At 34.6% G+C, this 22,945-nt stretch carries 22 protein-coding genes and 1 pseudogene; 9 read left to right on the top strand and 14 right to left on the bottom strand.

The window, feature by feature from the left end; translation table 11 throughout:
• Positions 1–8: 8 nt before the first annotated feature.
• Positions 9–749 carry an RNA-guided endonuclease InsQ/TnpB family protein gene (locus CWATDRAFT_RS06360; protein ID WP_007304232.1) on the bottom strand — a complete coding sequence of 247 codons (741 nt, stop codon included), beginning with the start codon at positions 747–749 and terminating at the stop codon, positions 9–11.
• Positions 750–936: 187 nt separating this feature from the next.
• A complete protein-coding gene (locus tag CWATDRAFT_RS06365; protein ID WP_007303072.1) occupies positions 937–1,332 on the bottom strand; it encodes a hypothetical protein in 396 nt (131 codons plus the stop codon).
• A 79-nt stretch (positions 1,333–1,411) separates the two neighbouring features.
• On the opposite strand from CWATDRAFT_RS06365, the gene CWATDRAFT_RS06370 reads away from it, so the two are divergent.
• Positions 1,412–2,851, top strand: coding sequence for an NF041680 family putative transposase (locus CWATDRAFT_RS06370; RefSeq protein WP_007304233.1), 1,440 nt, complete (start codon positions 1,412–1,414; stop codon positions 2,849–2,851).
• Positions 2,852–2,992: 141 nt separating this feature from the next.
• Entirely contained in the window at positions 2,993–3,235 is a 243-nt protein-coding gene (locus CWATDRAFT_RS06375) for a globin domain-containing protein (protein WP_007304234.1), read from the top strand.
• A 64-nt stretch (positions 3,236–3,299) separates the two neighbouring features.
• Here CWATDRAFT_RS06375 and CWATDRAFT_RS06380 read toward each other — a convergent pair.
• Positions 3,300–3,846, bottom strand: a pseudogene (locus CWATDRAFT_RS06380) (Uma2 family endonuclease).
• Positions 3,847–4,402: 556 nt separating this feature from the next.
• Between CWATDRAFT_RS06380 and CWATDRAFT_RS06385 the strand changes: the two are divergent.
• Positions 4,403–5,335 carry an SDR family oxidoreductase gene (locus CWATDRAFT_RS06385; protein ID WP_007304236.1) on the top strand — a complete coding sequence of 311 codons (933 nt, stop codon included), beginning with the start codon at positions 4,403–4,405 and terminating at the stop codon, positions 5,333–5,335.
• 10 nt (positions 5,336–5,345) lie between these two features.
• On the opposite strand, the gene CWATDRAFT_RS06390 is transcribed toward CWATDRAFT_RS06385, so the two are convergent.
• Positions 5,346–6,134 carry a DUF3598 family protein gene (locus tag CWATDRAFT_RS06390; RefSeq protein WP_007304237.1) on the bottom strand — a complete coding sequence of 263 codons (789 nt, stop codon included), beginning with the start codon at positions 6,132–6,134 and terminating at the stop codon, positions 5,346–5,348.
• Between the two features lie 98 nt (positions 6,135–6,232).
• Here CWATDRAFT_RS06390 and CWATDRAFT_RS06395 point away from each other — a divergent pair, with 98 nt between their 5' ends.
• Positions 6,233–7,069 carry an SDR family NAD(P)-dependent oxidoreductase gene (locus CWATDRAFT_RS06395; protein ID WP_007304238.1) on the top strand — a complete coding sequence of 279 codons (837 nt, stop codon included), beginning with the start codon at positions 6,233–6,235 and terminating at the stop codon, positions 7,067–7,069.
• Positions 7,070–7,079: 10 nt separating this feature from the next.
• Here the strand turns inward: CWATDRAFT_RS06395 and CWATDRAFT_RS06400 are convergent, their stop codons facing one another.
• Together CWATDRAFT_RS06400 and CWATDRAFT_RS38285 are read right to left on the bottom strand one after the other, a co-directional pair.
• Positions 7,080–7,859 carry a hypothetical protein gene (locus CWATDRAFT_RS06400; RefSeq protein ID WP_198138935.1) on the bottom strand — a complete coding sequence of 260 codons (780 nt, stop codon included), beginning with the start codon at positions 7,857–7,859 and terminating at the stop codon, positions 7,080–7,082.
• A gap of 17 nt (positions 7,860–7,876) precedes the next feature.
• Positions 7,877–8,107 (bottom strand): hypothetical protein, encoded by a 231-nt coding sequence (locus tag CWATDRAFT_RS38285; RefSeq protein ID WP_050018336.1) that lies wholly within the window; start codon positions 8,105–8,107, stop codon positions 7,877–7,879.
• A 65-nt stretch (positions 8,108–8,172) separates the two neighbouring features.
• On the opposite strand from CWATDRAFT_RS38285, the gene CWATDRAFT_RS06405 reads away from it, so the two are divergent.
• Positions 8,173–8,910, top strand: coding sequence for a DUF3598 family protein (locus tag CWATDRAFT_RS06405; protein ID WP_007304240.1), 738 nt, complete (start codon positions 8,173–8,175; stop codon positions 8,908–8,910).
• Positions 8,911–8,949: 39 nt separating this feature from the next.
• Entirely contained in the window at positions 8,950–9,753 is an 804-nt protein-coding gene (locus CWATDRAFT_RS06410) for an SAM-dependent methyltransferase (RefSeq protein WP_007304241.1), read from the top strand.
• A gap of 214 nt (positions 9,754–9,967) precedes the next feature.
• Here CWATDRAFT_RS06410 and CWATDRAFT_RS06415 read toward each other — a convergent pair whose 3' ends face one another.
• The 3 genes from CWATDRAFT_RS06415 to CWATDRAFT_RS06425 form a co-directional block, all read right to left on the bottom strand.
• A complete protein-coding gene (locus CWATDRAFT_RS06415) occupies positions 9,968–11,614 on the bottom strand; it encodes an alpha/beta hydrolase (protein ID WP_007304242.1) in 1,647 nt (548 codons plus the stop codon).
• Positions 11,615–11,736: 122 nt separating this feature from the next.
• The gene (locus CWATDRAFT_RS06420) at positions 11,737–12,855 is read right to left on the bottom strand and encodes an acyl-CoA dehydrogenase family protein (protein WP_007304243.1); all 1,119 of its coding nucleotides are present in this window, start codon (positions 12,853–12,855) and stop codon (positions 11,737–11,739) included.
• A 115-nt stretch (positions 12,856–12,970) separates the two neighbouring features.
• Positions 12,971–14,317, bottom strand: coding sequence for an amidase (locus CWATDRAFT_RS06425; RefSeq protein ID WP_007304244.1), 1,347 nt, complete (start codon positions 14,315–14,317; stop codon positions 12,971–12,973).
• Positions 14,318–14,425: 108 nt separating this feature from the next.
• On the opposite strand from CWATDRAFT_RS06425, the gene CWATDRAFT_RS06430 reads away from it, so the two are divergent.
• The gene (locus CWATDRAFT_RS06430; RefSeq protein ID WP_007304245.1) at positions 14,426–15,658 is read left to right on the top strand and encodes an aminotransferase class I/II-fold pyridoxal phosphate-dependent enzyme; all 1,233 of its coding nucleotides are present in this window, start codon (positions 14,426–14,428) and stop codon (positions 15,656–15,658) included.
• Between the two features lie 42 nt (positions 15,659–15,700).
• On the opposite strand, the gene CWATDRAFT_RS06435 is transcribed toward CWATDRAFT_RS06430, so the two are convergent.
• The 3 genes from CWATDRAFT_RS06435 to CWATDRAFT_RS06445 form a co-directional block, all read right to left on the bottom strand.
• Positions 15,701–16,219: a pentapeptide repeat-containing protein gene (locus CWATDRAFT_RS06435; RefSeq protein ID WP_007304246.1), complete on the bottom strand. Its 519-nt coding sequence runs from the start codon at positions 16,217–16,219 to the stop codon at positions 15,701–15,703.
• Positions 16,203–17,708 (bottom strand): LCP family protein, encoded by a 1,506-nt coding sequence (locus CWATDRAFT_RS06440; RefSeq protein WP_042711224.1) that lies wholly within the window; start codon positions 17,706–17,708, stop codon positions 16,203–16,205. Before CWATDRAFT_RS06440 ends, CWATDRAFT_RS06435 begins: the two co-directional genes overlap by 17 nt.
• Positions 17,709–17,793: 85 nt before the next feature.
• Positions 17,794–18,942, bottom strand: coding sequence for a Na/Pi symporter (locus CWATDRAFT_RS06445; RefSeq protein WP_007304248.1), 1,149 nt, complete (start codon positions 18,940–18,942; stop codon positions 17,794–17,796).
• 106 nt (positions 18,943–19,048) lie between these two features.
• Here CWATDRAFT_RS06445 and CWATDRAFT_RS06450 point away from each other — a divergent pair, with 106 nt between their 5' ends.
• A complete protein-coding gene (locus tag CWATDRAFT_RS06450; protein ID WP_007304249.1) occupies positions 19,049–19,309 on the top strand; it encodes a TIGR02450 family Trp-rich protein in 261 nt (86 codons plus the stop codon).
• 11 nt (positions 19,310–19,320) lie between these two features.
• On the opposite strand, the gene CWATDRAFT_RS06455 is transcribed toward CWATDRAFT_RS06450, so the two are convergent.
• Both CWATDRAFT_RS06455 and CWATDRAFT_RS06460 read right to left on the bottom strand, forming a co-directional pair.
• Complete coding sequence (locus CWATDRAFT_RS06455) at positions 19,321–19,965, bottom strand: FkbM family methyltransferase (protein WP_007309624.1); 645 nt, start codon at positions 19,963–19,965, stop codon at positions 19,321–19,323.
• A gap of 163 nt (positions 19,966–20,128) precedes the next feature.
• A complete protein-coding gene (locus CWATDRAFT_RS06460; RefSeq protein WP_007304251.1) occupies positions 20,129–20,956 on the bottom strand; it encodes an FkbM family methyltransferase in 828 nt (275 codons plus the stop codon).
• Between the two features lie 235 nt (positions 20,957–21,191).
• Here CWATDRAFT_RS06460 and menD point away from each other — a divergent pair, with 235 nt between their 5' ends.
• A complete protein-coding gene (gene menD / locus CWATDRAFT_RS06465; RefSeq protein WP_007304252.1) occupies positions 21,192–22,940 on the top strand; it encodes a 2-succinyl-5-enolpyruvyl-6-hydroxy-3-cyclohexene-1-carboxylic-acid synthase in 1,749 nt (582 codons plus the stop codon).
• The last annotated feature ends 5 nt before the right edge of the window (positions 22,941–22,945 follow it).

A 22,945-nucleotide genomic window follows, 5' to 3' on the forward strand; every position in this document is an offset into this window, starting at 1 on the left:
TGTCGTGGCTAGTCACGAAAGTTTCTGTAAAAATCTGGTGGATTACTTTCGCCAAGCTGCACTAGCACCTTATTCCTGTTTCTCCACTGTATCTTTCCTAGCTTGGTTTTCGCTTTTTTTATGGAAGATGGAGATTCAAAGGTGTTTCCGTCACTAAGAGTAGCAAAAGTTTTTATTCCTAAATCAATTCCTACTTTCTTATATCTGTGTTTCATCTCGGGTATATAAGATGCTGAAACGGCAAAACTTACATACCATTTTCCTGCTTCTCTTGAAATAGTAAAAGTCTGAGAAACACAATTATAAGGGATGGATTCTTTTAATCTGAAAGTTCCCAATGTAGGAATTTTTATCTTTTTTCCCTCCGTAACTAATACCTTACCATTAGAACTATCTACTGTAAAACTACAGTTATGTTTCTTCTTTTTGAAACGAGGTAATTCTGCTTTTATTTTAGGCTCTCTCCAACGAGAAAATGCTTTTTTCAAGTCTCTAAACGCATTCTGATAGATGCGAGATGAATATTTATTTGTCCATAAATATTCTGTCTGCTTTTTAGTAATGTTTGTAAAGACTTTCTTTATAGCATCTAACCGTTTTGAGTCACTGCCAGAAATTTCGGGAATATCCCAGGTGGATTTTAGTAAAGATAGTCCATGACTGTACACAAAGCGAGAGAAGCCAGCACAGCCAGCAAAAAAGCTCTTTTCTTTGTTATTCAGCTTTAATTCTCTTTTAATTGCGTACATAGATGGCCATCGTTTCTGTTATTTTCTATTATATCTGAATCCATGCTCTATTATTGGACTTTGGATAAAAAACAATTGTTAGCTTAAATTTTACGCTAAACATATCTCCAGAGCTAAAATAGAGAATTAAGGTGATTTTAAAAACTCTCTTTCCATCTTTTTAGGGGATTTTAAATATTAAATAGCTTCATTCAGTTTCGGTTCCAATATAGATATCTAAGTAGCTTTCAGTTAGAGATTGAATGACTCGTTCTAATTCATCAATGAGATTTCTTCTAGTGAGTTTTTCTACAGCATCAATATGAGCAGAACTTCCGGCTCGTCCTAAATATTTATATTTGGTTTTTTTCTCATTATTAGTGGCCATAGGAAAAATTGATTCAGCAGCCTGTAGTTTATAATACCAGTAGATTGTTCCCTTTCCATTAACCTGATAACGAATAATATGACAATTAGCTGGTGCTACTTCCCCTTCCCGTTCAATTTTCTTTATTTTCTGTTTAAGAGAGCGAATTAGACTCTTAATTTGTTTGGCTCTCAGGTGGACATCTTGACTGGTCTTAAGTTCGGAATGTGATGACATTAGCCTTAACTGTAACAAACAACCTCTTTTGATGTTAGCGTATATATTCCGCTAATTTATAAGGTAATAAATTTTAAAAATGACCAAAAATGAAACGGCTACGTCTGTCGAGGAATTCCTGGTGTGGAGGTCTAACCTCTTCCAAGGACTAAAAGCTAGAAAAGAAACTATTATAGAATTACTCGATGCCCTCTCCAGTAACCAACAAGCTCACTCAGTCGTTGAATTGTCTCTCAATCCTTTATTTAGAAGAGATTATAACAGTTTATATAGAGGAATTCAAGAGTTTTTACCCACTCAAACTGACCCTAATTATGAACAGAGAATTGAGACTTTATTTTCAGCGGTATCGAGAACAATTCCTCCCACTTCAAAACATTATAACTTATTTGGTATTGACACAACTCCCTGTCCACGACGGTTTGCCGAAACGTTAGCGGATAAAAGCTTTATTCATTACCCCAATCCAATTAAGGGAAATAAACCCATTAATATTGGACATTGTTATTCCGTTGTCTGCGCTTTACCTGACCAAATAGACACAGAAAAAGTCCCTTGGGCTGTCCCCTTATCAGGAGAGCGAGTCCCCTCTAAACATAAAGGAGTAAATCAAGGCAATCAACAACTAAAAAAAATCTGGCAAAGTTCTTTATTTTCTGATAGATTATCTGTCTTAGTGGCTGATAGTGACTACAGCCAAAAGGATTTTATTGGGGAACAAGTTAAGCATGAAGACGTAGTTACTATTACAAGAGTTAGAAGTGACCGAGTTTTTTATCGTCAATTTATTCGGGACCCAAATCAAGCCAAAACTTCGGGACATCCCCGTTGGTATGGGGATAAATTTGACCTTAAAGATAACCAAACTTGGACTGAACCTGATGAAGTTCATCATGTTCCCTTTACAACGAAAAAAGGTCGTCAATTAACAGTGACTATTTCGGGATGGAAACAGATGTTAATGAGAGGAACTAAAAACTATAAAATGAACAATCACCCCTTTACTTTACTCCAGATTGTTGTCAGAGATCAAGAAAGAAATAGTATTTGGAAACCTATGTGGCTTATTGTTATTGGTTCTCGGCGCGATGAGTTAAGTTTAGTTGATTGTTATCAGTGTTATCGACAACGTTATGACATGGAACATCTTTTTCGATTTGGTAAACAAAGATTATTGATGACATCTTATTTAACTCCCGATGTACATCATGAAGAAAATTGGTTTAAACTAACACTTCTTTCTTATGTAAATTTGTGGGCTGCCAGAAAATTATCTGTGGTTTTACCCCGTGATTGGGAACAGTATTTGAAGACTAATAAATCCATCAAAATCACCCCTAGTCTAGTTCAAAGAGACTTTTCAATAATAATTACGACCTTGGGGACTTTCGCCAAATTTCCCAAACGTCGAGGTTTTTCTTCCGGACGTATTAAAGGTTACAAAAAAGCCCCACGAACTCGTCATGATGTTATCAAGAAAGGGAGCAAAAAATCAACTGAAAACTTAAAAGCTCCTTAGTTTTCCTCAGAATCTATAGATTAGCCCTATTTGTCAGCCAATTTTATTGACTGATACAGAGCCGATATTTTGGGATTTTAGTTTAGCGTAAAATGTACGCTAACAAACTTTTTTTGTCCAAAGTCCAATGAATTAGAAAAGTTGGGTAATGCTGTTGAACAGATTGCCCATGCTCATGTTAATACCCGTGTTATTGCTGAACAATATCCAGTAATAGGGGAATGTTTATTGGCAGCAATGAAAGATATTTTAGGGGATGCTGCTACTCCAGAAGTTATGGAAGCTTGGACGGAAGCTTATAATAGTTTGGCAGATATCTTTATTACAAGAGAAAAAGAAATATATCGTCAACAAGATAAAAAGATGCAAGCTAAACTTAAATAATTATACCAGTTAGAGATATTCTTTTTATTTTTGTTAGGAAAAATACAAGAGATAATTAATTTCTTTAAAGTTCAAATATTTGCTTTAAAGTTAACTTTAATTCAGGGAAAAGAGAAGATTTTATTTCTTGTTCTTGTGTAAACTCTGCTACTTCATAAAATCCAGAAACTAACAACAAAATTGATACTTTTTTTGTTTTTGGATCAATTATCCAATATTCAGGAATCTCTCTTACTGCATATTCAGATCGCTTATAATGATAGTCATCATCGGGATTATTAGAACTAACTATTTCTACTGCTAAAAGGGGAGGAGACTCTAAAACTGCTGTGGACATCTCTCTAATTTCTTGACACTGGGTTTCTGATAAAATAACTAAATCGGGTATTCTTGATTTATTCTTTGCTGTTCTTACCCCAACAGTTCCAGGCATTACTTTCCATTGCTGTTTGATTTTATCGATTTCTTGGTCTAAAATGTTAAAAACAAAGTGCAAAATTAAACCATGGAGTCCACTCCCTATTGATATAAGTTTCATACTTATTATCTGTGCCATCATCATAAGTTAGATATTCCTCAAAAGAATAGATTTTAGTCGCTAATTGAAGCATTTTTGCTCTTCTCCCCTTAATAATAAAGTCAAGGTGGGCAATGACAAATTAAACCTTAATGCACTCATATTATAAAGATTGCCCACCCTACAACTTACATTTTTAAAATCGATAAAGCTTACTATATAAACGGCTTTTTGTCAAGCTCACTTTATAATTCTTATTTATAGTTTATCAGTTCTAGTAAAAAAAGTTGCTTCAAGTAGTTACTTTGAATGCGATCGCAACAACTTCTAAAAATTAAAACCCAGACAGGAACTAGGTTTCAAGGCTTAAGGATATTTTTGGCTACACCACTTCTAACATATACCTCCACTATCATAAAACGAAATTAACCAAAAGTCAAGAATCTGGCAAATTTGGGCAAAATCAGGAAAAACAAAAATTATGTTAACGTTTGTAAAGACCGCTTTGTGATAAGTATATTAAATATATAATAGCTTATTTTATCAGCTTATCTTAATTTAATTACCAAAACTAGCAGATCATTGATTTTAATCTTTGCTACACTGAAAAAGTCTTGTTATATTAAGAAAAAATACAAAAAATTCTCAGAATGCAAACTATAGATAAGCAAAATCTCAAACCTAATAATAACATATCTTCTCTATCTTCTACCTCTATTGGTGAACAAAAAAAAGAGAAAATAGGTAAAAAAGTAGCAATCATTGGTTGTGGTTATGTAGGGAAAGCTGTGGCCAGTTATTGGTACCAACAGGGTTATATTGTCACAGGAACAACCACCAGAGAAGAGAAAATTTCGGACTTAGAAAATATCACTCATAATCCTGTTGTTGTCAGGGGTGATAACTTAGAAGCCATAGAAAAAGTTGTAGAAGATCAAGAGACAATTTTAGTCAGTATTGCCCCTATTAGCGATCGCCAAGTCAGCGCAGAAGTTTATGCACAAACTTATATACCCACAGCGAAAAATTTAGTTACTGTATTAAACAATAATTCAACTGTTAAACAGGTTATTTATCTTACCAGTGGTTCCGTTTATGGAGACAAAAAAGGGGAATGGGTAGATGAAACTTCACCTTTAGATACTGAGAGTGATTATGGCAAAGTTTTAGTGGAAGCAGAAAACATTATTTTAGGTTTAAAACGAGAAGATATTAAGGTTTGTTTGTTACGTTTAGGAGGTATTTATGGACCAGGTAGAAAGTTAAATAAAAGACTAGGAAGAATGGCTGGTAAAACCTTACCAGGAAATGGAGAGAATTATGTTGCTTGGATACATTTAGAGGATATCGTTAAGGGAATTGAATTTGTACAAGAAAAAGGATGTCATGGAGTTTATAATTTGGTTAATGATATGAAATTGAACAGCAAAGAGTTGTGTGATTTAATCTGCGATCGCCAACAATTAGAACGAGTTTATTGGGACGATAGTAAACCTTCCTTTAGTTCCCTAAATGCTAGGGTTGATAACAGTAAAATTAAACAAGAGGGATATCAGTTTATTTATGCTGATACCTTAATTTAGAGGTTAATAATTATTGTTTCAACCCATACTTTTCAAAGGTTAAAGATTGAAACTTTCCAGTTGCATCATAACTGGAAATTAATTGGTGCATTTCGTTGTCATTAATTAACCAATTAACCACACAATCAAAAGAAGTCCCCACAGTTACTTTTTCGGGACAGCTAATAGAAACACCATCGGGTAAATAGAACAATTGATGTCCTTCCCTATCCCAACGAAATTGAGTAGAAATAGGTTCAGAAATTTCTAAATCAGAAGTAATGGTTATAGATGTTCCTGTCCAATTTTTTTCTAGATTTCGTTGGGATAATTGTTCTAAATCTGTTGACCAATAGGAAGAAGGATAAGCAGTCGAATCTTCTCGAATATTAGCAGTTCTAAATAAGTTTCCTTGGTCATCATAAACGATACCAACACTATGTCTGAGACTTTGGTATCTAAAAAATAACTCCATTGCAAAATAGGTTTCTGATTTTAACTGAGTTGTTGCCCAAATAGAATGACCAGAAGGAAAGAAATAACCCCGCATGAACTCAGCTTGAGGATGAAACATCCCATCAAATAAACTATTTTCTCTCTCATTAAAATTCCACCTTTGTTCTTTAACATCATCTTCAGCATAAATATATTGATTTAGCTGATAAATTTCTGTCTTGTCAGCATTACCTTCAAAATGTCTCAGACTACGAAATGATTCTTGTATCCCTCCTGTTGGTGTATATCTTGTCCAAATACCATACCAATCATACAAATGTTGATCGGTAAAATTTTTCCAATTTTTTTCTTTCAGACCCACCATTTTACTTCCTCAAAAAACTTGAATTATCTGATCAATTCTGTATATAATATATCCTCAAGGACATAATAAATCCATATTTACCAAAAAATATAAGAATTATGATAAAGAAAGTAGCAATTGTTACCGGAGGAACTCGTGGTATTGGTTTGGGTATTTCTCAACAACTGGCCACAGAAGGATATCATCTGATTCTAGGGTTTAATAGTAATGAAACGGCAGCAGAGGAAGCAAAGAAAACATTAGAAGCTGAATACAAAATCAAGGTATATACTGTCAAAGGAGATGTGGCCGAAGCAGAAACCGTAGATAAATTTTTTGCTTGTTTAGAAAGCAACTTTGAAGGTAAATTAACGGCATTGGTTCATAATGCAGGGTTATATTTAGGAACGACTACTACTCCTGCATCAGAAGAGGCCAAAGCAGCAGCAGATCAACAAAGTAAATTATTAGCAGATGGTAATTTTACCAGTTTAGCTCAATATGAATATTATCAGAACGTTTATCCTAAATGCTTTATTCGTTGTGTAGAAAAAGCCGTTAATTATATGGAAGATGGGAATGGTTATATTGTCGCTACTTCTTCCCCAGGATGTAATATGAATCAAACCCCAAAACTCGCTTATATTTTGCCGGGAACAGGGAAAACAGTGGTGGAATTTTTAACTAGATATTACGCCAAAACATTAGCAGCAAGACAGATTACTGTTAATGTAGTTATTCCTGGGTTTACTAAGACAGAAGCTTGGAATAGTGTAACCGAAAAATTTGGTGGAGTTGATAGTGAAATGATGCAGCAAACCATTAAAAATACGCCCATGCAACGCTGGTGTTCTCCAACAGAAATCGGTCAATTAGTGGCCTTTTTATGTTCTCCAAAAGCTGCATTTATTACTGGGGTTGCTGTACCGATTGATGGGGGGTTACATTTACAGTAAATTGAGATATTTAACTTTGTAATAACGTCCAAAAATATCCATCAGGAGCAACAAAAGAAAAGCTTTTTTCTGCAAACTCATTAACAATGATTTCTGTAACTTCTGTTGCTTCACTATTACTAACTTTTTGATGATATGAGTCAATATCAGTAACTTTTAAAGTATATAAAGAGGTTCCTAAACAACCAGGACGAGAATAGGTCTGTTTGTTCTCTAAATTTCCTTCTAAACGTAACACTTCAAAATTACCTGAGTGAACTTGATTTTTTTCTTTCAAATCATAACCAGGAGCAGTAAAATAAGTGTTAAACATTCTTTCATCTGGATTTTCTTTTTTTACTTCCAGTATGTTACGAGAAGCGAGACTATATCCACTTTCAACATTATCCAAAGTACGAACTAACCCTAAGACTTGATCATAGAAATCTAACCTTTCACTCTCACAGTCAACAATGAGTCCAGCATGAACAAATTCAGATGCTTTAAAATAAGAATCTGGGTTAACAATACCAGAATTAGGCCGATGATAATCATGACGTTGAAAGATAACTTGTCGGGTTAAGGGTTGAATTAAAACCATTTCATGAACACAGGGGTTAGCTTGATAAAACGGGGTAAAATTTTCAGGACGATTAATTAAATTGCGTTGGGGAGGAACATAATATATCGGAAGTCCCAAAGCTTGTCCATCTTCTGCATGATTAGCAACATTAAACACATCTAAACATAAAGAAGTTCCCCAACGACTTCCTACTACTTTTAAAGGACTTAATCCTAATCCTTCGTTCACAGGGTTATCCCAAATCATCAGACGCAATAAACTTCTATCTGTGACCTTATTCTGAAGACGCAGAGAACGAACATTAGACGAACATTAGAGTCAACCCCATACAACTTTTTAGCTGCTTCTCTATCCAGGTTTCCAGAGAGATTAACCGTAAACCCAAACTTGTCCCAATAATTGATTACATTGCTTTCATCTGCTGCTGTGATACCGATGGCAATTTCATATAATCCGCTAATGGATGGATTTGTCATTGATTAATACCTAAAAAATCTATATCCACTATAATATAGTCAACAATTTTTATCTGAACAGTGTTATGAATCTACAACTTAAAAATTGGAATAATTTCTGTAACTATCATACTGGAGATTGGAAAGGAAGCAAAAAACGCTATTCTCCAGAGGGGAAAGTGATTAGAACTTGGGATGTTATTACTCATCTTCATGTGAATCAAGATCAAAGTGAAATAACCCACCAGGATGAATTATTTTATAGTGATGGAACCAATGAGGTTAAGAACTATGGTATCTATAAAAAACCTCAAACCAGTGCTTTATTCCTAGATAGTACCTTTTGTTGGGGTTCTAAAATAGTGAAACCTGATGCAATTTTTATTTTTGAATTTGGGTTTCGACATAAAGATAAACGAGTGCTTTGTTATTTTAGATATGATGAAACTGGAAAATTGGAATATAGTTCCACCGGAATCGAATATTTGAACAATAAAGATACTCAACAAAACATAAACAACTATCCTGAACTTAAAAAAGCAGATCAAACCTGGATAGGAAGTTTACAAAAAATGACACCTAATCAGGTAATTTCTGAACCAATAAAAACTAATTGGAAATCAATCAAGGAATTGAATAAAGATTATCTAATACAAGACCTTGGTGAGAATATTATTGCCACTTGTCCCAAAACAGTGGAGCAAAATAAATCATTTTTAATTGGAGTTGATTGGCAAATTAATGATGAATTACTCAAACGAGGAATTGTGTATTATGAAGCATATGAGTTGAGTTATTTTACTGTTGAAAATTTTTCTCTGTAAATTAATTGAATTTTAAAATATCAAAAAAAAGAAGTTATCATGTCTGAAATAAAAAAATTTGTTCCTTTTACTTCGTTATTAATTGCTGCTGAACGTGCAATAGAAACAGAACGAGAAAATTCCCTATTTAAAGATCCCTATGCGAGAAAATTAGCAGGAGAAGAAGCGTTTTTAGCATTAGATCCTAAAAAAAATATTGTTACAAAAGAAAAAGGAAGACCCTATATACCAGTTCGTACTCGTTTCTTTGATGATTTTTTAATTAAGTCAGCTTCTCAGTGTAATCAAATCATTCTTTTGGGTGCAGGAATGGATACTAGAGCATTGCGTTTAAATTGGCCAGAAAATACTCATATTTATGAAATTGATCAACCAGAAGTTTTAGATTATAAAAATACTATACTTCAAGATGTTACTCCTAATAATAATTGTCATAGTATTAAAGCTGATTTACGATTTCCTTGGATTCATTTACTATTAGAATCAGGATATTGTCAGGAGCAACCTTCTATTTGGTTATTGGAAGGTTTGTTATATTACTTAACTGAAATCGAGGTTAATCAACTCCTAAAAACAACTTCTGATGTGAGTGCTAAAAACAGTTATATAGCTGCTGACTTACTTAACCGAAAATCATTAGAAGGTGATACTAAAATTAGACAACATTGGTGTTCTGGTTTTGATGAACCAGAAACCCTATTTGCTGATCATGGTTGGACAGCATCAGTAGTTCAACCTGGAGATGAAAATGCTCATTTTGGAAGGTATATAAAGAAATTACCTCCCCGTCATGTTCCTGATGTTAAACGGGTCTTTTTTGTAACTGCAAAGAAACAATCATAGTTGTATTTTTTCAATAAAAGGTAAAGTGTAGGAAGAATGTTAATCTTTTCAGAGTTATCCCTATCCTACCTGAGTTCGATATAAGTCAATTTGTAGAAAACTGACTCAAATCAGAAGTATCAAACCCTAATTCTCTCGCAAAAAAAATCATAACTCCGAAACCCGAACTCCTAACTCCGCGTCTCACGTCTATCCTATACTCTGACTTTAGTTGCTACAATTTCTTTAACCAATTAATAACATCATTCGCTGCTTGTTGTTCAAAGTTTGCAAAATTATGTCCACATCCCTCATACCAAATAATATCCGTAAGGGGTGAATTGATTGCTGCTGCTTTGAGGGTATCAAGACGTTGTCGATCATTGAAAAAATCTTGACTACCACAAAGCATTAAAATGGGAATCGTTACCTCAGAAATGGTCTTTAAATTAGCGGTATCTGCATCAGGGCCCCACCAAGATAACCAAGCATTCGGACGATGAGGAGAAAGCATTTTATCATAGGGTGGTTTCCCAATTAAACCTAGATTTTCTTGACCATTCTCTACGGCTTTTTGTGCTTGTTCTAATAAACTATTATAGCTATCAGAACCCAAATGCTTAGTTAACCAAGTTGCAGCATCTTGAGTCGGGGCAAAATGAACCATGGCCTTTATATTCGGAGCAGGATGTTGAACACAATAGCGCATAATACTATTACTCCCTAAACTTTGCCCAGATAAAATAATGTGCGTATAGCCTCGTTTTAAGATAAATTGAACAAAAAGATGAATATCTTCTACATCCATTTCTGCTGCTGATTCTAGACTACCACCATAACCACTTCTGTGTAATTCAATCACTAAAGTTGCTATCTTATTGTTAAGATAAACTTCAGCCATTTGTGAGGTTAAAGGTTCCGTAATGGGGGTTCCTGTTTTTCCTCTAACATGAATCATAATTGTCTTATTTTCCTGACATCTATCATCTTCCCAAAGTAACCCAATTAAAGAACGATTATCAGATGTTTTAACAGAAATAATCTCATTAATCGGTATCATTTCTGTTACATCTAACTGAAACTTAGCTGTCTTATCAACTTCTAATTGATTGAGCCAAGAATCAACAACTGTTTCCACTGTTTCCTTTTCATCTAGATTAATAATGCTTGTATTGATCTTGTTTAAAATTATTTCTTGTAAGGGAGAAATAGCTAAAACAGGGGTTGATATTTCAGCCAATAAATCAGATATTTTTGTTTCAGCATTAGGACTCCACCAAGATAACCAAGACTCATAAGATTGATACATTAATAAAGATTCTTCGGCAATATAAGGAACTTTAAAATCAACCCATAACCCTTCGTTTCCTTCTATGACTTCAGGTGCAGATTTTTCTAATATCGCTTCATATCTTGTTTCCCCTATCTTATTTTTAAGCCAATTATTTAAACTATGGAAGGGACGAATTAACACAATTCCTTTTATATCATTATCCTCTTTAGTTAATTGATATTTTAGTACACCTAAAGCACCAATTCCTTCACCCATAAGAATAATATTATGACAACCATTACCTTTTAAATATTGTATTCCTCGATCAATATCATCAACATCATTATCAGGAATAGCCATCATTTGACCTTCTACTCCCCGACGATATATCCCTAAACTGATAAAAACATAGCCTTGATTTGCTAATTCTTTACCTAGAGAACAAATTGATGCAGTGTAAGGATATTTATTCCAGTCATGTAAATAGATAATTGCTGGTTTTTCTGTGTAAAAAACTTTAGGATAAAATACAATTGAACAAGGAATTCTTTTGCTCAAAGGTTTGCTCAACTCATCTTTAGATAGTTGTAATAAAGAAGTGTTAATCATTGTTAAATAGCCTCTGTATTAATTCCTAGATCAATTAGTTTCTGTGCTAATTTATCAGCCCTTATTTTTTTGTTGGGCTGTTTCTTCAAGTGATCGGAGGTGTGGGAGGTGTAGACAGTATTTTAATTGTAAACCATTTGTTCTAAAGTTGCTTTCATGATGTCAGTTGTTTGGCCAAAAACCGTAAACACTAATGCTTCTTTATATACCCTTTGAGCAGCATGATTATAATAATTTGCAGCCCCACTAGAAACAATTACTGCTGCATTAGCACATCGTTGGGCTAAGTTAATTGCCCAAACTCTCAATTTTAAATCATCCTCAAAGGAACGAGAATTTATAGTTATGGCTGTTTGTATTTTTTCCTGACAGTAATTTAATTCTTCATTCAGATGATTAAACCCTTCATTAATAAAATCTAATTGCTTAGTCTGAGCTACTTTTTTAACAATATCTAGACCCGCTTTCGCACAACCTAAAACTAAGAAACTAGGAAAAAGAACGATTTTTTTATCATTTTCATGAATAGCCCCTTCTTTAGCCATAGAAACAACATTTTCTGAAGGTAAAAACCAATTTTTAAAGGTACCAGTTACCGTATTAGTTGATTGCATTGCTCCTAATTTCATGGGTTCACTAACCAGAAATTCACCCCCTGCATCTTGATGACTATTTTGAAAAGGAACCATAGCTCTAATTGTCTGACCATCAGGAAGACTTGCCCCTAATAAAAAAGCATCAAAAAAACCAAATCCAGTAATCCAAGGGACAGTTCCATTAATTTCATATCCCCCATTCATAGGAGTTGCTGTAATCATTGGTTTTCCTTTACGCCGTAATTGAGAAAACCCTAAACCACATAATAATTTTCCTTCTACAATTTTTGATAAATATTGCTCTTTTAATGCCTCATTATTACTGTAAACTATAGATGCAACTGCCCCTTGATGTTGGACTTGTAAAAAGGCTAATGCCCCTGAATATTGAGAAATTAATTGTTGAAAATGATAAAAAGTTTCCGTATCTGCTTCTAATCCGCCCCAAGCTTTAGGTACTTTTATAGATAATAATGATCTCTTTATTAGTCCTTGTAAAGCTTCATTCAGTGCTTCAGAAGATTGATTAATCTCGGATGCAACAGGAGCAACAAATTCTTTTAAATATGATTCTGTTATTGCTAAAATATTATTGTCTATATTTTTAATACTACTATCTTTTTGCGTTTCTTTAAGTAAAGACATGAGAAATTATTGTTGGGTTAAGATTTTAAATTTTTATCTTATAACAGACAAGAATATTTATCAGTGTAATCCTATACTTTTTGGGTGATTCTCAAACCAGATACTTATTCGTTTTTTAAAATGCTATCTTTATAATTTCACTTAGTTTTTTAGCAATATTTAAAAGCGTCATATCAGCCCCTCGTTTTCCTACTAATTGAACACCAATGGGTAAACCTTGGGATGATAGCTGTAAGGGTAGCACAACCACAGGATGACCTGTCAAGTTGAACAAGATTGTATAAGCACCAATTGCTCTAAGATAGGGGTATTTTTCCCCTTCTATTTCTATGTCACTACCAGAAGGACAATGAGGAAAAGCAGGAATAGGAACAACCGGTATTAACCAAACATCAAAGTTATCAAAAAACTGCTCTATCTTATCAATAAAAATCTGCCGTTTTTCCAAAGCCATTTTATAATCTGGATATTTATCTTGTTGAGAAAAGTCTCTAAATTCGTAACTCAAAATTGTTTGATATATTTCCCAAGCTTGACTACAATCAAGATTAGAAGGAGAAGTATTTTCAACATGACATCCTAAGTCAGTTAAGCATAACCCTAAGCTTTCTAAAGCATGGTTAGTTTCTGAGCAACTGGGAATATCTCCAATCCCTTTTATCCAAGCAAAACGCAAAGATGTTAAAGATTTAATGGGGTCAATTATTTCAGTAAATTCTCTTACCCATGATTGTTGAATATCAACCCCCTCTATGATAGATAAACATAACAGTAAATCATCAATACAGTGAGCTAAAGGTCCTACATTTTGTAGATGTTTAATAGTTTGAGGATTACCCGGTAATTCAGGAATATGACCAAAAGTTGACACCCTATGTTCTGTGGGTTTTAAGGCACAAATTCCACAAAAATGAGCCGGAACACGAAGGGAACCTCCTAAGTCACTTCCTATCTCTAAAGGGGATAATCTAGCAGCGATCGCAGCTGCTCCTCCTCCTGTACTTCCTCCTGGAGTATAATCTAAATTCCAAGGGTTATTTGTCCTACCAAATAAAGGACTATTGGTTTGAAAATCTACTGTTAATTTAGGTGTATTTGTCTTCCCTAAAATAATAGCTCCTGCTGCTTTTAATTTAGCAACAACAGTTGCATCTTTTTTGGGAATATAATTAGCTAAAGGTTCATAACTACAGGTTGTTTTCAGTCCCTGAGTTTCTAGACTATCTTTAATGGTTATGGGAACACCGTGTAAAGGTCCCATAAGCTCACCTTTGGCTAAAGTTTCATCCGCCTTTTTTCCTTGTTGATAAACTTGCTCTGTATCTAAAGTGACAATGGCGTTTAGTCGAGGATTATATTGAGAAATACGCTCTAAATAAGCTGTGACCACTTCTTGACAAGAAACATGGCGTTCACGAATTCTTTTTGCTAAAATATGAGCAGGTAAAAATGTTAAATTCATTATTTAGATGTGTTTTTTGGAACTGTTGACTAACTTGAAACCAATTTTAAGATACAGATAGATAAAAAAATAGAAACATCACTTTTTATACTTTATTAAAGCAAAGAAATGAATCAAGAAAACGCTTTTCTTCCCCATGTTATTGCCCCTAAACTACTCAAGATTATTGAATCTCAAACTCCTATAGGTAAATTTTATAAGAAAGCAACTTATATGAGTCTGAAAAATGAGCCTGGCAGTCTTGATTTTACCATAGGAGACTCCCATGAAATGCCTTTACATGGCTTTGTAGAAGCCCTACAAAAGAATGCTATCCCACAGAAAATAGGATGGTACGGCTATAAAGTAAGTTTACCTGAAACCAAAAAAATTGTCTCAGAAGCATTGAAAAAACATCGAGGTATATCTATTGTCCCTGATGATATTTTTATGACCAATGGTACAATTGTCGGTTTAGCAATCTGTTTAAAAATGTTAGCTGAAGAAGATGATGAAGTTATTCTTAATCTTCCTCCCTGGTTTGGATATCGTAAGATGATACAATCAGTAGGAGCTAATCCTATAGGTATTCCAGTCAAACCTCAAACCTTTGATTTGGATTTAGAAAAAATAGCTGATTCTATTACAGAAAAAACTCGCGCCATTTTAATTAATTCGCCCCATAATCCCACTGGGAAAATTTTCTCTGCAAGTACCTTTGAAAAATTAGCAAATATATTAACTGAAGCTTCTAAACGTTATGGTAAACCAATATATTTAATTTCCGATGAAACCTTTAGCCGTATTATCTTTGATAACCAAGAGTGTCTGAGTCCAACCCAATTTTATCCTTATTCTTTTTTAGTTTATGGTTATAGCAAAACTTGGATGGCACCAGGGCAAAGAATAGGTTATATTGCTCTCCCTGAAACTATGCCCAACCGTCCCGAAATAAGAAGCTTAATTGGTCAATTACAAGGTTTATATTTTGGTTGGTGTTTTCCCAGTGCTTTGATGCAATACGCATTAGAAGACTTAGAAAAGTTAGACCTGAACCTTGATAAATTACAAGCAAAAAGGGATCGTATGGTAACAGAATTACAGAATATGGGTTATGAAGTTAATATCCCTCAAGGAACCTTCTTTTTATTAGTTAAATCTCCTTGGGAAGATGATGGTGCTTTTGCCGAATTATTAGCCACTAATTATCAAGTATTTGTGTTCCCTGGAACTCCCCAAGAAATTCCAGGATATTTTCGTCTTTCTTTAACAGCTAATGATGAAATGATCACCCAAGCACTACCAAAATTTAAGGCAGCTAGAGAAGAAGCATTGAAAATTGAATCAAAAACGGGATCTTGATCTTCTTTTTTCTAATTTTTGCTACTTAATGGTTAGACTTCGTTACCGACATCCTAAACTATCTCTAGTAGAAACCCCTGTAACCGGGTTAACCCCTTCTGCTCGTTCGCACATTAAAGAGACTTGATAGCGATCGATCACTGCATCTGTAAAGTCGGCCCCCGTGATCACAGCATCATAAAAACGGGTACGAGTGGCGATAGCATCTATTAAAATAGCGTCAGTGAGATCCGCAAAATCTAAGGTCACGCGATCGAGTAAAGATGAAGTCAAATTAGCCCCCTTTAAATTCGCTTTTAACAGTGTTGCTTCCGTAAAAATGGCATAGGAAAGGTTTGACCCCTCAAAATTGGCTTCTCGCATATCTGCGGCGGCGAATACACCCTTTTCTAAGTCCTTATGGGAGAAGTCTTGCTGCTGCAATTCTCCATAGGTGTAGTTGACCGTGTTATCTTGAGCAATAACAGGACGAGCATCTAGTAAAATCCAAATTGTGGCCACTAAAACTAGAGCAATTAAAGTTAAAAAGCGAAAAAACAAGGCTTTAATTAGTTTCATCATCACCGACTACAGTTGAAGGTTTCTTCAGGAAACTATCTCCCAAGATCATATCTTTAGCATCTAAACCAATGCGAAGAGTTAATTGAGAGTCTAAGTCTCCTGTAGAAGATGCTTCTACTCTACCCATTCCTAAAGTTGTTTGCAAGAAATTAGCTGCTTCAAAGTCCCCTTTCTGCACTACAATTTCTGTGTCTCGCAATAATTGGGGTGAGTCTTTGATGGTATATACATTACGGATGTTTTGTTCTGCTAAGTATTCCCGAACTTGGTTGAGTAGGCCAGGATCATCCGTAGCATTCTGTAGAGCAATTCTAACACGGTTAGGGGAACGACGAGGAGCAGACTGCCATTGGGGAGTCACCCCGAAATATTGTTCCATAACTTGATCCTTTCCCCTTCTTGACATAACCCAATAACTACGGTTATCAAATTCTTCTTCTTGGCTAAAGCGACCGGGTAACATCACCATTTGTACTTTATCTCGCTCTATTTGTCTCCCAAAATTCACTAAGGCCAGCATTTCTTCCCAAGTGAGGTTAGTATCGATATGTTTTTCTACTAACCCCATCGCTTGAGGAATACGGGGTATAATAGTTGGGCTAGTTAGACGTTGACGTAGGGACTTGAGCAGTATTTGTTGTCTTTGTACTCGGCCAATGTCTCCATAAGCATCTTTACGGAAACGGGCAAAATGTTCGGCCTGTTCCCCATTCAAAATTTGTCTCCCTGCTGGTAAGTCAATTTTCAGGTTTTGGGTTTTGTCTTCATATTCCATGTGATAGGGGACAAACACCTCTATCCCTCCCACTAGATCCACTAATTCGGTAAACGCATCGGTAGTAACTCGAATATAGCGATCGACGGGTACATCATTCAAGGTTTTGCTCAGGGTTCTAGCAGCTAAACTGGCACCACCATGAACATTCGCATCATTAATCTTCCTGTAACCAACCCCTGGAATATTAACCCGACTATCTCTGGGTATCGAAAGCATCTTAACGGACTTATCCGCAGGATCGAAGCGCAAAATTAAAATGGTATCACTGCGGCCTCCAAACCCTTCTAAACTTCCTGGAGGAGCATCTAGCACCCTATCCACCCCTAATACCAGAAGATTGATGGGACGAGATAAATTATATTGTAACAGTGTATTATCAGCGACGGGTTCGCTTTTCTCCTCCTGTTGGGTTTCAGTGGTATCTGTCCAAGGGTTGGTTATCTTTTGGGTTAGGGGTAGAATCTTGTCTGAAAGGGGGCTAAATAAGGTCATAGTTGCCCCTAAGGTGGCTGAACAAACAGCAGTACCACCAAAGATCATCCCCCATAATAACCCCCTAAAAAGAGGATTAAATCCCTTAGTTTTACTTTGTTTCTGGGCATTACTCTGGGTTGCCTTTCTACTACGGGGTTTGGGAAATTTATACTTAGAATGCCCCTGTTTTTGTCTAAAACCAGAAGTCTTAGACACTCTGTTGACACTACTGGCCATATTCACCTCAACACACCACCTTACTCTTGTTTAGAAGTCTCTTTATGTTAAGATGTTCCCTGTTTGTTCAGTTACCAGTTACCAGTTAGGGGTTATTAAAACTAATATTTAAGATTAATATCGGTAATACAAAGAAAACAATTATTAGATAAACTAAAGCTAGATAGGTTTTTTCACTGGCAACATGGGCTAAAGTTTTAGCCCCGACAATGGGTATTTTTCTTAAGAAAGGAATTCCATAAATAAGAATAACACCAGAGCAATTATATAAGAAATGAACTAGGGCTATTTCTAAAGCAGCGATCGCATTTTCCTTAACAGCAGTTGCTGCTAATAATGCTGTAATACAAGTACCAATATTCGCACCTAAGATAAAGGGATAGATTTTTTCTAAACTCAATAAACCAACTCCTGCTAAGGGAACCATTAAACTGGTAGTAGTAGAAGAAGATTGCACTAACATAGTTACCATTGTTCCTAAAAGAATGCTGAAAACTGCATTTTTACCCATAGCAGTGTTCAAGATTCCTTTTGCTTGATTGATTAGCAAACTTTTGAGGATCTTACCTATGTATAAAATAGAAACAAAAATCAGAACTATTCCGATTGTAATTAAAGCAATACCATCAAAGGGTTGTGGTAAATTTACTGTTACTTGTTTCATCAATTTAAGCACGGGAACAGTAATAAATTCAACAAAATTAAATCCGGTTAAATCAGGGGTTTCCGTTCCTTTCAAAAATTGAGCCAAAAACAAAGCTGTTTTTTCTAGAAAATGTGTGGTTATTTCTAAGGGTAAAAAAATCAGGACAGCGAGAAGATTAAAAAAGTCATGAATAGTAGCAGCAGCAAAAGCCTTTCTAAACTCTTCTTTGTTACCAATATGACCTAAACTAACAATAGTATTTGTAATAGTTGTACCAAGATTTGAACCCATAACCATAGGAACAGCAATGCTTACAGGGAGTCCCCCAGCTACTAAACCCACTATAATAGATGTAACTGTACTCGATGATTGAATTAAAGCAGTTGCCATAATTCCTACAATTAAACCAGCAAAAGGATTAGTAGCAAAAGTAAATAATTCTTCCGCTCTTTCCCCCACACTTAGTTTAAAACCTGAACTAATTAAAGTAACAGCAACAATAAGGAAATAAACTAAGATAATAACCCCTAACCACTTGAGAAAATTATTATTTTTACCTGTTATTTTGTCATTAATGGGTTGAATCATGATATAATTAGAGTGGTGTTATTTAATTAAGGAATATCTTTAATTATAAGACCCCGTCGTTGACGATGGGGTTTAGATGAAAAATGATTTTTGAGGTACTAAGAAAATGGCCAAAAAACAAAAATTTCCTCACCTATTGGGTTCAAAATGGACAGCAAAACAAAAAACATGGGGATGGCGACATTTTCAAGTAGTTAACCGCAAAAATCAAGGTAAGTTTGTCTTTGCTGAAATGGTAGCTTCTTGTGATGAAAATGTACGTTTTTGGATCAATGCAAAACAATTTAAAGATCGTTCTTTATGGCAACCTGGATGGCAAACCTTGGAAGAAATGAACGAACCAGAAGAAGGATTAGATATTCTTTAAATAGAGTTATTTTAATTTTGTTTATTTTCTTGTTTTTCCTTGACATAAAAAGCATCTCCCCAAGATGGGTGAAATGGGGTTACTGTTGCCACACGCTGAAAGCCTTTATTGTTCAAAAATTCATCAATTTGCTCAATTATTGCACAGCCTTCATACAGTTCTTGATAATTGACTTCCGTATTAATTGCTTCAATATATTTTAACGTATTGATTGCACCTTGAAAAGCCAGAAGTTCGGCACCTTGAATATCAATATTAATCATATTAAAATCAGATGGCTCAAGATTTTGTTCATTAAGTAGCTGATCAAGTGTCTTGGACTGAATTTTTATTTGACGGGACTCTACAATAAATGGGTAAATTTGTTTGACTTTTTTCAACGGTAAGAGAGAACTACTTTGATCGAATGAAGTCACATATAAAACTGTTTCTCCATTAAAGTTATTGATTGCACAATTGACGGCTATAGCATTAGAAAAATCCTTGATAGTTTCTTTTAATCTTTCAAAAACAACGGGGTTTGCTTCAATAAACAAAATATTTTGAAACCCCATCTTTTGATATAAGTCAATTTCTTGACCTTCATGTGCGCCAATATGAATGACACCACGGGTTTCTAAAGAGTGTTTATGACAAAGATGCTCAAGATCGAGCATTAGAGTATTATTTATAGGTAGTCCAATTAAAGAGCGAACCACCCTATTAACGATCTTGACCAGGGTTAAGAAAAATAAAATGGGGAAGAATAATAACCGAGTTATATTTTCTGAGGAATATCGACTCATTATTTTTTCTATCATGAGTATTTTGACTAGATATCTAACTAGATACTTTTAGGACAAGTGGTTTGATCAATCGACTAATAAAACCATCGTAGTAGGAAGCGCATATTTTACTCATGTCAACTTCTTTCGGGTGAAAATTACGACAGGAAATAATATTCCCATAAATGGCATTTGACTGAAAAATCCTATCAAGATTGAGATCGGATGCTTGTAAGTCAAAGATTAGCTCTTTTGCATTCGGGGCAAAATCAATGATAATACTAAAGTCATAACCACAATTCTTTAGGATAGATAGACAATCCTTGGTTGCATTGAGGAACTGGGATGACCATCCAGCTTGGTTACTCTGTCTATTCCCTCCACCTCCATACTCAAACATAATGACCTTTGGCAATGAGGATTCTGGTAATTCGGTCAACTGTTTAATAACCACAGATTCCCAGCCTTCAATATCTAGTTTAAGACAGGTGATTTCTGGGACTGCAAGCTGATCTAACAAATTAGCTAAGGTGATGGATGGAACTGGTTTTGCATTCTTTGAAGATCCAAACCAGTTCGGGTCTAAGGAGCTAAAATTACGGTTTAAAAACCCAGCAAATTTGCCCATATACAAGTTTTGGATATCGTTAGTATCGGAAAGACAAGATTCAATTAAGTTAATGTCATGAGTCTGGCATATCTTAAGTAATTTATCGTTAGGGAGAGGTTCTACAGCAACAGTCTCAAATCCACAACGAGCAAATACCTCACAATAGAAGGCAAAAGTTCCTACACCAACATCTATACACATTCCTGTTTTCTTTTTATCGATCTCTAGGATAATTTGTTCTAGTAAATCTTGACAACAGGTTTCAACATTCATAAACTAAGTTTTTTGTTGAGACTACGCCATTTAGTTTATCGGTTGGGATTCATCCCCATCTAAAATATAGATATTTTTTTAATAATTTATAGATAGGGACTTCTGCCAACATTTTGTTAAACCTTTAACTGTTGCTACATCAACTTTATAATCAAGATAATCTTCTAAGTCTTGTGTAGTAAACGCTATGGTGCTATTTTTACTCTCAGACAAATAATTACCCGGTTAATAAAGGATGCAGCTTGATTTTCGTAATATTAATACTTTATGGTCTTCTGTTATTGTAGAGACTTTATCTCGTTTAGGACTAACCACGGCAGTTATTTGTCCGGGATCTCGTTCAACTCCTTTAACCCTTGCTTTTGCTCGTCATCCTCATATTGAAACTATCCCCATTTTAGATGAGCGATCGGCTGCTTTTTTTGCTTTAGGAATAGCCAAACGTACCCATCTTCCTACTGCTTTAATTTGTACTTCGGGTACAGCAGGAGCAAATTTTTATCCGGCAGTTATTGAAGCGAAAGAAAGTCAAGTTCCTTTATTAATTTTTACGGGCGATCGCCCTCCAGAATTAAGAAACTGTCATGCAGGACAAACTATTGATCAAGTTAAATTGTACAGTAATTATTGCCGTTGGTACACAGAATTATCTTTACCTTCTCTAGACATAAAAATGTTGTCTTATCTCAGACAAACTATTATTACTGCTTGGGATCATACCTTAGTCCCTTATCGGGGGGTTGTTCATCTAAACTGCCCGTTTCGTGAACCTTTAGCCCCTATTGTTACTCCTGAGATTAATACTTTATCTTCTACAATAAATTTTGATGTTTTTTTTACAAATATTTATCAAGGAGATAAAAAAATATTAGTTAAATATGATTTATCTAATTACTTAGAATATTGGCTTTCTCAATCCAAAGGAATTATTATTGCTGGTGTCTTTAATACAAATAATCCTGATTTATACTGCAAGCAAATTTTTTCTTTATCCAAACTCTTGAAATATCCAATTTTAGCAGAGGCATTATGTCCTTTAAGAAATTATGCTCAAGATTTACCTAATTTAATCAATACTTATGATATTCTGCTTCGTAATGATAAACTAGCCGATGAATTGCGTCCTGATGTAGTTATTCAAATTGGAGAATTTCCCACCAGTAAGCAATTAAGAGGATGGGTAGAGGATAGTAAAGTAGAATATTTTGTGATTGATAATCGTCCTGATAATCTTAATCCTCTTCATAATAATACTCATTATATTAGGGCTAATATTCATGATTTAGATATGGAGTATGAGCCAGATAAACTAGCTGAAAAACTAGATATTTCTTATCTAGTTAGATGGAAAACAGACAATGATATAATTAATCAAAAAATAATAGCCTACTTTGAAAGTGAGGAGGAATTACTAGAAGCAAAAATATCTTTTATTCTTTCTAAAAAACTACCAGAAAAAACCCCTATCTTTATCGCTAATAGTATGCCCGTGCGTTATGCTGAATTTTTCTGGATGCCGAATGAACGTCAATTAATGCCTTATTTTAATCGAGGAGCAAACGGAATTGAAGGAACATTATCTACTGCTTTAGGAATAGCTTATCAAGGCAAAAGTAGTGTACTATTGACAGGAGATTTAGCTCTTTTACACGATACAAATGGTTGGTTAATTAATAAACACTTTCAAGGTCATTTAACCATAATTTTAATTAATAATAATGGGGGTGGAATCTTTGAAATATTACCAATTGCTCAAGAAGATTCTTTTTTTGAAGAATATTTTGCGACTCCCCAAAATGTCGATTTTTCTCAATTGTGTACAACTTATAATGTTGAACATATTTTAATCAAAAATTGGACACAACTAGAACAATTATTAAGTCCCTTGCCATCAACAGGAATCCGTGTGTTAGAATTAAAAACCGACCGAAAAAGAGATGCCCTTTGGCTACAAAATAATCTAGCAAAATTATCAAAAAATTAGGCATT

The organism is Crocosphaera watsonii WH 8501 (assembly GCF_000167195.1).
In the GTDB taxonomy this organism is placed as follows: Bacteria; Cyanobacteriota; Cyanobacteriia; order Cyanobacteriales; family Microcystaceae; genus Crocosphaera; species Crocosphaera watsonii.

What these genes read in the sequence shown, in the direction of transcription:
- CWATDRAFT_RS06360 (WP_007304232.1), bottom strand. Translation starts at nt 749, where the DNA reads ATGTACGCAATTAAAAGAGAATTAAAGCTGAATAACAAAGAAAAGAGC.
- CWATDRAFT_RS06365 (WP_007303072.1), bottom strand. Translation starts at nt 1,332, where the DNA reads ATGTCATCACATTCCGAACTTAAGACCAGTCAAGATGTCCACCTGAGA.
- CWATDRAFT_RS06370 (WP_007304233.1), top strand. Translation starts at nt 1,412, where the DNA reads ATGACCAAAAATGAAACGGCTACGTCTGTCGAGGAATTCCTGGTGTGG.
- CWATDRAFT_RS06385 (WP_007304236.1), top strand. Translation starts at nt 4,403, where the DNA reads ATGCAAACTATAGATAAGCAAAATCTCAAACCTAATAATAACATATCT.
- CWATDRAFT_RS06390 (WP_007304237.1), bottom strand. Translation starts at nt 6,134, where the DNA reads ATGGTGGGTCTGAAAGAAAAAAATTGGAAAAATTTTACCGATCAACAT.
- CWATDRAFT_RS06395 (WP_007304238.1), top strand. Translation starts at nt 6,233, where the DNA reads ATGATAAAGAAAGTAGCAATTGTTACCGGAGGAACTCGTGGTATTGGT.
- CWATDRAFT_RS38285 (WP_050018336.1), bottom strand. Translation starts at nt 8,107, where the DNA reads ATGACAAATCCATCCATTAGCGGATTATATGAAATTGCCATCGGTATC.
- CWATDRAFT_RS06405 (WP_007304240.1), top strand. Translation starts at nt 8,173, where the DNA reads ATGAATCTACAACTTAAAAATTGGAATAATTTCTGTAACTATCATACT.
- CWATDRAFT_RS06410 (WP_007304241.1), top strand. Translation starts at nt 8,950, where the DNA reads ATGTCTGAAATAAAAAAATTTGTTCCTTTTACTTCGTTATTAATTGCT.
- CWATDRAFT_RS06415 (WP_007304242.1), bottom strand. Translation starts at nt 11,614, where the DNA reads ATGATTAACACTTCTTTATTACAACTATCTAAAGATGAGTTGAGCAAA.
- CWATDRAFT_RS06420 (WP_007304243.1), bottom strand. Translation starts at nt 12,855, where the DNA reads ATGTCTTTACTTAAAGAAACGCAAAAAGATAGTAGTATTAAAAATATA.
- CWATDRAFT_RS06425 (WP_007304244.1), bottom strand. Translation starts at nt 14,317, where the DNA reads ATGAATTTAACATTTTTACCTGCTCATATTTTAGCAAAAAGAATTCGT.
- CWATDRAFT_RS06430 (WP_007304245.1), top strand. Translation starts at nt 14,426, where the DNA reads ATGAATCAAGAAAACGCTTTTCTTCCCCATGTTATTGCCCCTAAACTA.
- CWATDRAFT_RS06435 (WP_007304246.1), bottom strand. Translation starts at nt 16,219, where the DNA reads ATGATGAAACTAATTAAAGCCTTGTTTTTTCGCTTTTTAACTTTAATT.
- CWATDRAFT_RS06440 (WP_042711224.1), bottom strand. Translation starts at nt 17,708, where the DNA reads ATGGCCAGTAGTGTCAACAGAGTGTCTAAGACTTCTGGTTTTAGACAA.
- CWATDRAFT_RS06445 (WP_007304248.1), bottom strand. Translation starts at nt 18,942, where the DNA reads ATGATTCAACCCATTAATGACAAAATAACAGGTAAAAATAATAATTTT.
- CWATDRAFT_RS06450 (WP_007304249.1), top strand. Translation starts at nt 19,049, where the DNA reads ATGGCCAAAAAACAAAAATTTCCTCACCTATTGGGTTCAAAATGGACA.
- CWATDRAFT_RS06455 (WP_007309624.1), bottom strand. Translation starts at nt 19,965, where the DNA reads ATGCTCGATCTTGAGCATCTTTGTCATAAACACTCTTTAGAAACCCGT.
- CWATDRAFT_RS06460 (WP_007304251.1), bottom strand. Translation starts at nt 20,956, where the DNA reads ATGAATGTTGAAACCTGTTGTCAAGATTTACTAGAACAAATTATCCTA.
- menD (WP_007304252.1), top strand. Translation starts at nt 21,192, where the DNA reads ATGCAGCTTGATTTTCGTAATATTAATACTTTATGGTCTTCTGTTATT.